Raw genomic sequence first — 13,056 nt, forward strand, 5'->3', positions numbered from 1 at the left:
GCATCACTCTTTGCCTAACAGGCAGCTTTTTGTGAGACTGCGCCGCGCGTTGGCAAAACCCGCCGGTAGCCGTACTCACGTCATCACCAAGAATTGAGCAAGCGTGCGAGCCGAGCCGCCCTTGCTACCCGATGCTGGAAAGGAATTCCGAATGAGCCAGACAGGTAAGAATCCAAACGCAGTCGACTTGCCCCGCACCGATGGCAAGTGCGCCACGGGCGGTTGCCCGCAGATGAAGCAGAAGCTTCAACTGATTCCCCTGCGCTATGGTCTTGTCGAACGGCTCGACCCTTCTGCTGAAATCTCGCTACCTTACAAAACCGTCTCTCGCCCACTGGGTATTCGCCTGCTGCGTGATGGCTGGCTCTACGTCATCGACAACACGACTGGCTATCTGCACGAATACGAAGTCAAAAACGGCGTCGTCACCAAGTGCATCTGGAAAGGCAAAGAAGCCACTCAAGACAAGCGCACGGGATCCGCAGGCGAAAACGCCCTGATCTTCACCCGTGGCAGCGCCCTGCACATCGCCTATGCCGAAGTCCAATGGACCGCCGCCAAGTGCTCGCAAATGCTCAAATCGAGCAAAGAGCGCGACCTGTTCATGCAGAAGGTGAACCTCGCCAAAGGCGACGTTGAAAAAGGTGGCCCAAACCTGCTGACTGATAAACAGGCTGAAAAATGGATCGCAGAGGTCGCGGAGAAACCCGCTACACAAGCACCGCCAGCGGGCGCGCACCCCGAGGAAAGTAAGGACTACATCTGGGAAGACCAGAAGGATCTGTTCAAGGCGACTCAACTCGGCACGATAAAGAAGTCGTTGCTGGCCGCCTATGAAAAAGACCATTTCTTTTTGGTGTTCAAAGACAGCATTGGAGTAATGCGTGATCTTGCCGAGCAGCAGGATAAAGTGGTCGGCTGGATCGATGAATGGGTACTCAAGGAGAAAAACGACCTTAAGTACTCCATCGGTAATTACATCGAAACGCTCATGGTGGTTAGTGAAAAATCTGCCCGCCAGGCAGGTACCAGCGATGCGTTGTTCGAAAAAACCACACCAGAGCAACGACAAAAAATCTATGACTACGTTAATTCACGAAATGAATACGACGGAGCCAGAACCAGCACGACAGATCTGCCACAGAGAATAAGCCGGGTTCGCGTACCCAACCCAAAGGTCGGCGCCGCTTACAAGGTCATGAACACCAAAAAGCAGGAGATGATCGACTCCCTTGGCAAAAGTCTCTACAGCGATCTGGAAGATGACATTGAGGTGCTGGAAGACAAAAGCCATGCCGCTGTGCAAGGCAAAGGCTTGGGCGCTCGTGGCATTCACGACCTCGTCCGCTACGAGGAAATGAACAAATACCTGGAAACCGAGCGCTCGCACTTGAAGCGCTGGACCTCTCGACTCAACCGCATTACTGACGACCGGGTGGGGTTGTTTACCAAAAGCGAATACCACATGAGTGCGTGGTATTTCGATGCGGATGTTCCTGATCAGTTGATGTCGACACTAATCACTGAACAAAACTGCGTTCGAGATATCTGTCGGACCGATGAGAGTCTGAGGGCACTAGGCGAATACTTTCATGGAGCTCCATACTTTGTTCTGCCAGGGTTCGCCAGTCGGCTTGATACGGATTTTCTGTTTAAGAAACATGGAGACTTACTCAAGTGGTTCGACGACGCCAGAAACCTGGAAGCCGGCATCAGCGATGTGCAAGTACGCGTCAACGAAATGGGCGCGCTCCTTGGGAACCATTGGGCAAACAGTCCCGATTTAAATCCAAATGCTTTAGCAGCAAGTCACATTGTTAACGCTGCATATGATCCTGCGATTGCATTACGTTTACAGGACTGGCTGGCAGAGTTACAAAAGCAATTAGATGGCCCTGGCCTACAAGCGCACTTGGATAAACTATCAACATACAGCAATCGCGGACAACGACTGGGTGCTCTATACGCCTTAAAACAAGGCGGAATAAAATTAAAAGTTGCAAACAAAGACGATGTGGATCTATTTATAAAACGAGTTACGCTACATGCTAAGCATATAGAAAAACATGAATCATTAATTATCAATCGGGACAAACAGAAGGCCCTGAGCAAAAAAACCAGCCTTAGCCCAGCAGAGAGAAATGTTGCGAACAATGAAAAAATTCGGCTAAACAATCTTTTATTGCCGCTAGAAAACGAAATCAAGGCGTTAAATCACCAAATAAAAGAATCCACTATCCCGACTGACAAACTCGCTAAAGGCCAAATAGGCCTTCAAACCCCGCTAAGCCCAGCTCAACAAAAAATGTTTGACGACGAGGTAAATCGTTTGAAAATGGGCGCAGGGAAGAGCTTTGGGGAGACCGGAGTCGGGACTGCGGCACTTAAAAGCAGCATGCTTCCCATGGCTGCGTTATTCATGCAAGTATGGAATTTAAAAGAAGCTCTCACGACATGGAGAAAAATCTCTGGAGCTCCTTCTCTTAAAGAAAGAGTTATTTTCATCGGCGCAGTAACTGGCGCCGCAGCATCTGCCATTTCCGTTTATCAGAACGTGCACATAACTATTGTAGACAAAGCGTTTCACGCTACTAAAGCAAGTACTTCTGGGCAGGGAGGAACACTTTTTTCTGTAAAACTTGGAAAGTTAGGACTCGGACTCGGAGTACTTATATCTCCACTTGCTCTTATAAACTCAATTGGTACGGCATGGGACAATTGGAGCAAGTGGGCCGACGCTCTTCGTACAGGGACAACTGGAGAACAAGCTGGCGCACTTTTGGCTCTGACAGGCGACATCGGCAGTGTAGGTGTGAACGCTGCTATCACTGTTAAAATGTCGAAAGAAATAGGCTCGCTCGGTTGGCAATTTTTCATGTCCCCACCCGGTTTAAAAGTAAAAGCACTGAGTACTGCATGGAGTGCTAACGGTCTGCGATTTTTCAGCTTTGCAGGTCGCCTGACGCCATGGTCTTTAGCACTGTCTGCCTTACAATTGGGCGGGGAGTCTATCTATAACTATTTCAACCTCGACGACCAACAAAACTGGATGCTGCATAGCTGCTGGGGCAAAGAGAATAAAAACTGGGATATGGATGCCCACAAGCAAGGCCTGGCGGAGTCCAATCTCAGACCAGTTATTACTGACTTAGGTCTTAGCGAAAAAAATAAGGGAACTACACCCGTACGCACACTGCTCTTGACATTCCCAGGATTAAGCTTAGAAGAACTAAAAGAGCATCCAATTCGGGTTCAAGCTGAGCTATCTGCGCAACTGAATCGTAACGCCGCAGATGTGGGCATTGATGTCAGAGATGCATTAAGCTTAGCAAATATTAACCCCCTTATCGCTCGGCTCGTCGTACCTGAAAACTGGTGCGGTGAACAATCTCAACTTAAACTGCGATTGAGTGTTCAGCCTGACATTGCGAATGTCCCCCTGAAAGCTACGGACGAATACCTTTATTACCCCGTATCTTTAAGTTTTCTTGGGGCTGGAAAAAATAGCGTCGTTAATGGCGAGCCATCCGTCCGAGCCAGTCGAACACCATTACAGTGGGTCGACGTGAAACCGGAGCATCTACATGCTTGAAAACAAATATGATCGGCTGCCTCACGCAGGTGATGTCGAGAGAGAACCGGGGACTGAGATAGTCTATTTATCACCAAAACCGGTACCGACCGGAGTGCTACCTTTCAGTGCGCGCCAACTGCACCGCTATGCCAATGAAGTTTTCTTAGACTTTGCCATCTCCCGAGGAAGTTTTGAGTTTATGGCCCGAGCAGGAATTGGGGCGGTGATGTTCCTGTTAATTTTTCTTTTTTTTACAACGGGGTTTGCGTCTTGGATAAGAAGAGATGTAGAGCCGTTTTGGAGTAGTTGGCTTGATTTCTTTACAAGCATTGCGGTTTGGGGTTTTGTGGGAGCACTTGCAACTCTTTACCTTTGCGTATTTTTCTTTGCAATTCGCCAAGCCAGCAATCAACCTCCCATACGCTTCAATCGCCAGCGTCGGGAAGTTGTTTATGTTCCCAAGAAGGGAATGACCCCTCGTTATGTGCCGTGGGAAGAGGTTATCGCGAGCGTTTCAGTTAGCAAGCTGATCACTCAATATGCTGTAATCCCCGAGTTCAAACTAATGATCGGACTTCGCGACAAAAATGGCGATGTGCTTTGGGTCAGTGTTCCAAGTGGAAATTTGAACCAAGCCATAGCTGAGTGGGAGGCCATACGTGTCTATATGGAGGAAGGGCCTCAAGCGTTACCCATGAAGCAATCAGATGAATTCGAAGCAGGATCAGTCGCGTATTTCCATATGTGTAGACAAGGATACCGTTCTCATCATTCATTCCTACGGTATATCTGGGGATTTTTGATTATTCAGTTTTTCAGTGGCTGGACGATACCTTGTTACATCGCAGCCTGGATCAATAACCGCCCCAAAGCCGCCTTCCCTAAAGAAATCCTGGAATGGTCAAGACCTCTCCCCCTCGAGCAACACGCTATGCCAAGCGAAGCGTTGCTCAAGGAGAGCGCCGAAATCAGGAAGGCCTTCGCCAAAGGTCAGAACCTGTTGGATTACTTCAAGGTGAAGTTTGCAGAGCCATCTCGCGAGCCCGAGTCCACCAATTGATGAATAGTGCCTTTGACGATAAATACGACCGACTTCCTCACGCCGGAGACTTCGAAAAAAAATCCGGCATTGAAGTGGTTTATATTTCGCCACGGCCCATCCCCACAGGAATGCCACCGTTTAGTGCACGTCAACTGCATCGTAATGCGAACAAAACTTTTCTGGACTTCGCTATCGGGCAAGGTAATTTTGAATTTATGGCACGAACCGGCATCGGGTCGATAATGCTAATCGTGACACTATTATTCTTTTTCTCAGGATTCGCGTCTTGGATTAGAAGATATGAAGAACCTTTCCTTTATGCTTGGTTGAAATTTTTCTTCAACCCCGTGCTGTGGTCGATTATCGGAGCAATCTCTCTAACATACATTTATTTTTTCTTTCAGGCAGCTCGCCAAGTATCTATTCACCCACCCATCCGTTTCAATAGAGAGCGTCGCGAAGTTGTACTTATCCTAAAAAAAGGCGACAAACCGCGCTTTGTACCTTGGGAGGAAGTCATTGTTTGCGTATCTGTTGGAAAGCTCATTACTCAATATTCAGTAATGCCTGAATTTAAATTACTGATTGGCTTAAGAGATGCCAACACAGGTGATGTGCTGTGGTCTGTGATCCCCAGTAGCAACTTGAGTCTTGCCGTTTCTGAGTGGGAGGCAATTCGTGTCTATATGGAGGAAGGAATGGTTTCCTTACCACCAGATCAATCAGATGAGCTTGAGGAAGGTACTGTCGATTTTTTCCATCTATGCCGTCGCAGCTACCGTGCGGATCACTCCTTCGTACGTTACGCCTGGGGCTTTTTGACGATCCAGTTTTTCAGCGGTTGGACGTTGCCCTGCCACATCTCTGGCTGGGTAAACAATCGGCCTAAAGCAGGGTTCTCTAAAGAAGTCCTCGACTGGTCAAAACCTCTACCCGCCGACCAGCATGCTATGCCGAGTGACGAACTGCTCAAAGAAAGCGCCGAGATCCGGAAGGCCTTCACCAAAGGTCAGAATCTGTTGGATTACTTCAAGGTGAAATTTGCCGAACCGAACCAAGAGACTGAGGCCACCACCTGATGAGCCGTTTTGTTGAAGCATAACTACGATCGACTACCTCATGCCGGACATGCATTTTATGGTTATCCGGCTTGACACCTACTTCTCCACAGTACGACAAGTTCGATATTCGACAGAAGCGCCCCATCGCTGGTGAATCTCGACGTTTTACTACTGGCGATGCGGTGTTTTTCTCGCCACTACCCATCCCTACCGGGCAAATCCCAATGGATCTCGGCGGAAGTTTTGTTGAAGTCAACGACACCTATCTGGACTTGGGTAGCAGCAATCTCACCAAGTCTTTCCAAGCACGATTAGCTGTGTCACTCCCAACAGTCGTAGTTATCGTTTGTCTATTAGTTCTCCCAACATTGATGGGCTTCGCAGCATTCATAAACCCATTCGGCAGAAGCTTCTGGTTTTACTTCAACGATTTTTTTGAGTTCGGAATATCACTAGCGCTCTGGTGTGGAGGGGGAGCAGCGCTGATTGGCCTGTACGCGATTATCAGCACCACAAGGAACAAAGCCCGCGCCAGACCCATCCGATTTAACCGTCAACGCCGAGAGGTCTGTTTCTTCCCAAATGGCTCCGACGAAGCCGTGATCCAGCCTTGGGAAGACACGGTTGCGTGGATCTCAGTCAGCACCGGATTCACTGGAGTAGGCGTAATCAGTAGCTACACCTTTGGCATGGCCCTAGATAATCCCAAGGCCGATACGGTGCACTTTCTCACACAGGAGGTCATGACTCCTGTTCATGGACTAGGCAAATGGGAAGCCATACGTACCTACATGGAAAAAGGACCGGAGTTCTGCCCTGGTAAAGCACCCTACGAGGGTCGCCACACCTTCGATAAAGAACGACAAGACATGCACGAGGAATACCAGCACAACGAACGTTCCGCATTAGGAGTTGGTTGGTGGTACCTGACACACTTGATCACTTGGTGGCGTTTTCCGTACTGGGTAGCAGAATGGGACCATCGTTTCAGCATGAAATCTCTGCCGGACTCCATTGCTGAGTGGTCAAAACCCCTTCCGCCTAAGCAGTGGGCCAAGTCGAGCTCAGCTTTGAACGAGCAAAGTGCGAAGATCGAAAAAGCCTTTGCTCAAGGACAGGATTTCATGACGTACTTTAAGACTAACCTCAGCAAAAACGAGGAAAAGGCGCCGGTAGATAGTTCGGCATTATGAAGTCAAAGGGCGCGACGCAACGGCTGCGATTTGCTGGATGTCATAGGCTGACGTTTACAGGCACAGCTTTATATAAAAAAAACGGGCAATCTTATGATCGCCCGTTTTTTATACATTCACCGCCAACAAACTCTCCCCAACCTCATACTTAACAACCACCCGCTTCCTATAAAGCCGCTCATTCTCCAACACCTCACTCCCCTGCCCTTTACTTCGCCGCCCCTGAACCGAATGGCAGTACCCGACCTTCATCAGGAAACCGATCGAAGCTGTGGTTTGACCGCTCCACCACTAAAAGCGGCGAATGAATGGCCACCAAATGACAGGTCCATGCCTTCGACGTAACCGCGTTTGCGGGTCGGGCGGCAGAAGGAAAAGTATTCACCCGACGCGATGGCTATGCCGTTATTGATGACACGGCCTGTTTGAGGTTGATGACTTTGTTGTGTTGCAGCGCAATTTCGGAGTTGCCGAGTTTACGAATGAGCTTGGAGGTGTGTTTGAGGTAGCGAAACGACATGCGGGATTCGGCGTTGACGTACTGCTGCAGGTGCATATCGCACCCGGGAGGTGTTCGCCCAGTGTAATGGCCTCGGCAATCCATGCACTGGTAAAGAGCCCTGCCACTGGGCGAACGGGAAGTATTTTAATAGAAGTTGGCGAAGTTGTCCGTACACATAATCATGAAATTTATCGATACAACATTAATTAAATGTCATCTTAAATATTATTTGTACGACAACAAAAACTCACCAGTTCGACCATTAAAACTGATTGTTCTTATACAAAAAAACTGTACGAGAACAATCAATATATAGAGCTAATACTCAACTTCAGTGTTTGCTGGTCACTGTGAGGATATCGGTGTAGGTCACGACGACACTCTGTCCAACTTTCAGGTCTTTCAATTTTGCTTGAACTTCGGGCCGTACAACGTCGATGGTTTTGGACTGACCAGCAGGGTTTTCGAAGGTCAGCTGGTTCTTCTTCAGGTCGATTTTGGTGATTTTCAGTTGGACCTGCACCTGACGGTAGGCTTCGCCGCCCGGGTTGTCGCTGCCGGGGGCGGCTCGGACTTCGCCAGTGCGCTCGACAGTGCCGGGCAGGCCTTTGTCCACATCGGTGTCGAGGTAGGCGGCGACGGCGCTGGTGACCTTGACGTCGACTTGATCGCCGACTTTCAGGTTGGCGAGGTTTTTCGCCTTGTCGGTCAGTTGCACATGAACCTGACGACCTTCCGGCCCTTCCAGAACGACCCGGTGATTAGCCGCATCGACCGAGACAACTTTGGTGGTGACCTGATCCGCTTCCACAACGGCAGACAGCGGGATGTCCGCGGCCATGGCGCCAAGGCTGGTAGCAGACAGCAAGGTAGCGAGGGTAATGGCTTTGGTCAGTGTGTGAAGTTTCATAGGCAGTACATTCCCTGTGATGAATGGCAGCAGACGGCTCTGGCCCGAGGGTCAGCGCCGACTGTGCAACTCAGCATAGACGCAGTTCAGGGAGTTTTTGCAGTTTCTTGCGCGGTGGATTCACCGCTTTGCGTGCCCTTGCCGCTTTCCTTGCGCCGGGTCGGATCGGTGGGACGCAGGGCGTCGTTGTCGCGCTCGACTTCGCCCGGTGGTCGCGGTTCGTCGGGGTGTTCTGTGGTGTCGGGGGATTGGGGTTTCATGATGGTTCTCCTCAGGCTTCGGGATCATCGACCTCTTGGGCGACGTTCACCGCGGGCGAGTCTTTGTGGGATTGCTCGGCCTTGGCCTTCAAGGCCTGCCATTGTTCCAGGTCGATGGCGCCCTGCCCCAGCAAGTCGTCGGCCACCCGCAGCAGTTCGCTGTAATGGGCATCGGGGGATTGCTGCCAGTAGGCCTTGTCTTCGAACAGGCGCTGCCAGGCATCGAGGTCGGGTGGTTTGAGGTCTTCGCTCATGACGGGCTCCATTGAACGGACTTGTTAACTTAGGAGGCCGTCGCCGAACCGAGAGTTCCGACTCAATACCCGGTCATTTCGAGGTAGCCGGTGCCGCCGTTGAATTGCACCGGGCCTTCCCAGTAAGGAATGCGCAAATCCATCCAGGCATTTGGGTTGAGCGCGCTGATGGAGATGTCGAGGTGTTTGGCGGGAATCTTGATCGACCAGCGCACCGGCATATCACGCCCGGCAACTTTCGCGGTGTCCTGCGGTGTAAGGCTGATGTCGGAAGCATGCAATGACTGAGTCTGGCCTTGGGCATCGATCCAGGTGCCCGTGAGGTAAGGCGCGCCGTCCTTTTGCCGCATGCGGTAAAGCATGACCTGTTCGCCGCTGTCCAGGTGCAGCGAAAACCAGTCCCAACCCGTTTGATTGGCAGTCAGCGGCTGGCTGCTCCACTCGCGATCAAGCCAGGCCGGACCGCTGACCTGATAAGTCTTGCCATCAATTTCCAGCGCACCACTGGCCTGGAAAAACGGCTGACTGTAGTAATACGACGCCTGCCCTTGTTCGGATTTCTGACTGAAACCCTTGTCACCCTGAAGCACCAGCGGACGGGTGGACGTCAGCCGCAGTTGGTAGCTGAAGCCCTTGTCCCGCGCGCTGAGTTGCAGGTCCGCCAAGGCATCGGCGCCCTGGCTGCTGAAACGCCAATCGTCGATCCAGGCAGTGAACGGCGCGAGACTCACGCCCGCCTGACCCACGCCGCCGCGTGCGTAGCGTTCGGCCGCGTGATGGGCGGTGGCCGACGTCACGGCCGCGTGCCCCAGCCAGATGGTCTGATTACTCCAGCCCGGCTGCTCCGGAACAGCTTTCAACGCGCTGCGAAACAATGTCCATTGAACGCCAAACTCACGGCCCTGATCGTCCTTGAGATTGGCGGTGACGTACCACCATTCGATGCGAAAGCCATCGTGAGGACCGTGGTCTGCCGGAAAGCTGAATTCCCGGCCCGGCACCACCGGTGTGAATACGGAGGCATCTCCCCCAAGACCTGCGAAGCCCTTTTCGTCAGGCGCCGTGTTGTCGCAGCCGCTCAACAAAACCAATAGCAACAAGCCGACCTTAATCCTCATGCGCAAACGTCCTCAGCAGGTCCGCCGGTCGCGTGCGGTACAGCGAATACAGCGGCCACGCCGATGCCAGCAAGGTCGCGAGCAACGCCAGTCCCATCAATTGCAATAGCTGGAGCGGGAACACCCGCAACGGCAAACGCCAGCCGAACGCCTGCACGTTGATCACCGTGTCCAGGCACCACGCCAGCGCGATCCCCAACGGCAACGCCAGCACCAGTGTCAGTACCGCCAGCAGCCAGGTTTGTCCGAGGTTGAGCAGCATCAACTGTCGACGCGTCACGCCCAGCGCCCACAGCGGCGCGAGTTGGCCGAGACGGCTCTGGCTCTGGGTCAGCAGGCTGATGAACAGCGCCACACCGGCAACGGCCAGGGTCAGGCTGTTGAGCGCGGCGGTGGCGGCGAAGGTGCGTTCGAAGACTTGCGTGGACCAGCCCTTGAGCCGGGCCTGATCGACGATGCGGCTGTCGTCCAGGCTAAAACGGGCCTGCAGTGTTTTGAGGAAGGGCGCAATCAACGCCGGCTCGATGCGCAGGTTGAAACGATTGGGCGTGAGCTGTGACCAGCCGCGCAGCAGATGGTTGGCGTTGACCAGAAGGTGGCCCTTGGGATTGCCGTAGTCGGCGTAGATCCCGACGATCCGTGGCGACCACGGGCCGCCCGGCGTGGGGATGGTCAGGTGATCGCCGAGCCGCACCTTCAATCGCCGGGCCAGTTGCTCGCTGAGCATCAGCGCATCGTCCTTGGCCAAGCGGTCCCAGGGGTTGTCGCCCAATGCTTCCAGCAATGGCCAATGCTGGCGATAGGTCGGGTGATCGATCACGCCGAAGATATCCGCCGGCCAGCCTTGTAGCTGGATCGACACTTGCCAGTTGGGCAGCACGGCGGTCAATGAAGGCTGCTGTTTGAGCCAGGTGTGCAGTTCTCGGGACTGGGCCGGATTTTGTGGATTGATGTAGAGCTCGGCGGTCAGGCGTTGTTCGAGCCAGTCGCTGAAGGTCTCGCGGAAACCGGCGGTCATGCTGCCGGCGCCGATGTTCGCCGCCAGTGCCAACAGCAGCGCCATCAGCGCCAGACTCAGCGCCGGCAATTGCTGACGGCAGTCGGCGAGAAACCATTGGCCGAGCACCGAATGACTGCGGCTCAACGCCAGGTTCAAGACCAGATTGAGCACCACCGGCAAGGCCAGTGCGGCGCCGATCAACAGCGCCGCCATCAGCACAAAACCACTGGCCAGGCTGTCACCCCAGAACAACGCGATGAGCGCGATGACCGCGGCCAGTGCCGCGACCCAACCCTGACGCCGTAACCAGCGCGCGTGCGCTTGATGCCAGGCTTGCGGATCGGCCAGGGCCAGCAACGGCAGGCGCGCCGCCCGCAACAGACTGTTGGCACCAGCGAGCAGCGCGCCGAGCAGACTCAGGCCCACACCGCTGAACCACCACCACGGACTGAGGCTCAATTGCCCCGCCACTTCCGCGCCGTATAACCCGCGCAGGCTGGCGGCCACATCCGGCAACAGCACACTGGCCAGCAAGTAGCCGCTGGCGACGCCGGCAATCCCGCCGATCAGCGCCAATGCCCCAAGCTCAACCGCAAGACAGGTAATCAGCATACGAGCGCTGACCCCGCAGGCGCGCAGGGTTCTGAGCAATCCCCGGCGTTGCTCCAACGCCAGTCCGATCGCGGCGTGGACGATGAACAGGCCCACGACGAAGGACAGAAAGCCCAAGGCATCGAGGTTCAAGTGAAAGCTTTCGGTCAGCCGTGAGAGATTGTTTTCTTCACCGCTGGTTTTGAGCTGCAACTGGCCTTTGTATTGATCGGGCAGTGCCGCGCTGAAATCCTTGGGCAGCAGCAGACGCGACAGTTGCTCCGGCAGACCGAGAATCTGCTGCGCAAAGCCTATGTCCACCAGCAACATGCCGGGAGCCATGTCGGTCTGAACACGCAGCGGCGGCAATGCCACACCGCTCACGCTCAGCGGTTGTTCACCTTCCTGCAGACCCAACGTCTGCAAGGTTTGCGGTGAAATCCAGGTGCGGCCCGGCGGGGTGAAAAATTCGACAATCTGCTCGATCGCCAACGATTGCCCCGCCACCGCCGAACCCGCCGGCAGCGACACCGGTTCGATGCCCATCAGCTGCAAACGTTGATCTTCATGGCCCTTGAGCGTCACCCGCCCTTGCAGCACGGGCGAGACCGGCCAGCCCGCGCGGCGCAGGTCGACAAACAGTTGCTGGGAGAAAGTCGCGCCACTCGGCGAGTTGAGGCTGGCCTTTGGTTCACCGCCGATCAACTGACTGGCTCGGGCATAGCTTTCCCGCGCCTGACTGTTCAGTGCCTCCACGCCAGTCAGCAAACTCGTGGCGAGCCAGAGCCCGGTGAGCACACTGAAAAATTGCACCGGGTGCTGCCACCAATGGCTGAGCAGCGCCCGCAGCGTTTCGCGAAAGACTCGCACCTCAGTGCTCGCCCGCGCCAGCCAGACGGCCGCGGTGCAGCACCACTTTTTCCGCTAGGCGTGCGGCAACGCGGTGGCTATGCGTGACCATCAACAAAGTAGTCGGGCTGTCGTTGAGCAATTCCAACAGCAGCTTCAATACCTCATCGCTGGTGGCCTCGTCGAGGCTGCCGGTGGGCTCGTCGGCCAGCAGTAATTTGGGCTGCGACGCCAGGGCGCGGCCCAACGCGACGCGCTGTTGCTGCCCGCCGGAGAGTTGCTCGGGATAACGCCGCAGCAAATCACTCAAGCCCAGCCGCTGCACCAGATGCGCCTGCCAGCGCGGGTCATGCCGCCCCGCCAGCCGCGCTTGAAACGCCAGATTGTCCTCGACGCGCAGGCTGCCGATCAGGTTGAACTGCTGGAATACCAAGCCGATTTCAGTCCGCCGCCAGTTGGCGAGTTGCCCTTCGCTCATCTGGTCCAGACGATGCTCGCCGCTTTGAATGCTGCCCTGATCGACCTTGTCCAGCCCGGCGATCAAGTGCAGCAAGGTGCTCTTGCCGCTGCCCGACTCGCCCATCAGCGCCAGGCTGCTGCCGGGTTTCAATGTCAGGTCGACACCTTGCAGCACCGGCAATGGACCTTGCGGAGTGGCGTAGCTTTTGAAGACGCCTTGGACCTGAAGCATGAAGGGAGGCT

Annotated in this window: 10 protein-coding genes and 1 pseudogene; 4 read left to right on the forward strand and 7 right to left on the reverse strand. The window is 54.2% G+C overall.

Going from position 1 to position 13,056, the window contains the following annotated elements:
- Window positions 1–151: 151 nt before the first annotated feature.
- The 4 genes from DJ564_RS20615 to DJ564_RS20630 all read left to right on the forward strand — a co-directional run bounded on the left by DJ564_RS20615 (window position 152) and on the right by DJ564_RS20630 (window position 6,870).
- The gene (locus tag DJ564_RS20615) at window positions 152–3,592 is read left to right on the forward strand and encodes a toxin VasX (protein ID WP_109632867.1); all 3,441 of its coding nucleotides are present in this window, start codon (window positions 152–154) and stop codon (window positions 3,590–3,592) included.
- Entirely contained in the window at window positions 3,585–4,634 is a 1,050-nt protein-coding gene (locus DJ564_RS32530; RefSeq protein WP_256597441.1) for a DUF6708 domain-containing protein, read from the forward strand. The genes DJ564_RS20615 and DJ564_RS32530 overlap by 8 nt, the downstream gene beginning before the upstream one ends.
- The gene (locus tag DJ564_RS32535) at window positions 4,634–5,695 is read left to right on the forward strand and encodes a hypothetical protein (protein WP_256597442.1); all 1,062 of its coding nucleotides are present in this window, start codon (window positions 4,634–4,636) and stop codon (window positions 5,693–5,695) included. Before DJ564_RS32530 ends, DJ564_RS32535 begins: the two co-directional genes overlap by 1 nt.
- A 71-nt stretch (window positions 5,696–5,766) precedes the next feature.
- Complete coding sequence (locus DJ564_RS20630) at window positions 5,767–6,870, forward strand: DUF6708 domain-containing protein (protein ID WP_371921948.1); 1,104 nt, start codon at window positions 5,767–5,769, stop codon at window positions 6,868–6,870.
- A 214-nt stretch (window positions 6,871–7,084) separates the two neighbouring features.
- Here DJ564_RS20630 and DJ564_RS32875 read toward each other — a convergent pair.
- The 7 genes and pseudogenes from DJ564_RS32875 to DJ564_RS20660 form a co-directional block, all read right to left on the reverse strand.
- A pseudogene (locus DJ564_RS32875) lies at window positions 7,085–7,426 on the reverse strand (vancomycin resistance protein); the annotation flags it as partial.
- A gap of 277 nt (window positions 7,427–7,703) precedes the next feature.
- Window positions 7,704–8,282, reverse strand: coding sequence for a hypothetical protein (locus DJ564_RS20640; RefSeq protein WP_109632871.1), 579 nt, complete (start codon window positions 8,280–8,282; stop codon window positions 7,704–7,706).
- Between the two features lie 86 nt (window positions 8,283–8,368).
- Complete coding sequence (locus tag DJ564_RS32200; RefSeq protein ID WP_178082312.1) at window positions 8,369–8,542, reverse strand: hypothetical protein; 174 nt, start codon at window positions 8,540–8,542, stop codon at window positions 8,369–8,371.
- An 11-nt stretch (window positions 8,543–8,553) separates the two neighbouring features.
- The gene (locus DJ564_RS20645; protein WP_109632873.1) at window positions 8,554–8,796 is read right to left on the reverse strand and encodes a hypothetical protein; all 243 of its coding nucleotides are present in this window, start codon (window positions 8,794–8,796) and stop codon (window positions 8,554–8,556) included.
- A 62-nt stretch (window positions 8,797–8,858) separates the two neighbouring features.
- Window positions 8,859–9,914 carry a lipocalin-like domain-containing protein gene (locus tag DJ564_RS20650; RefSeq protein WP_109632875.1) on the reverse strand — a complete coding sequence of 352 codons (1,056 nt, stop codon included), beginning with the start codon at window positions 9,912–9,914 and terminating at the stop codon, window positions 8,859–8,861.
- Complete coding sequence (locus DJ564_RS20655; protein ID WP_109632876.1) at window positions 9,904–12,375, reverse strand: ABC transporter permease; 2,472 nt, start codon at window positions 12,373–12,375, stop codon at window positions 9,904–9,906. The genes DJ564_RS20650 and DJ564_RS20655 overlap by 11 nt, the downstream gene beginning before the upstream one ends.
- A 1-nt stretch (window position 12,376) precedes the next feature.
- Window positions 12,377–13,045 (reverse strand): ABC transporter ATP-binding protein, encoded by a 669-nt coding sequence (locus DJ564_RS20660; RefSeq protein ID WP_109632878.1) that lies wholly within the window; start codon window positions 13,043–13,045, stop codon window positions 12,377–12,379.
- Between the last annotated feature and the right edge of the window lie 11 nt (window positions 13,046–13,056).

The organism is Pseudomonas sp. 31-12 (genome assembly GCF_003151075.1).
Classification (GTDB): domain Bacteria; phylum Pseudomonadota; class Gammaproteobacteria; order Pseudomonadales; family Pseudomonadaceae; genus Aquipseudomonas.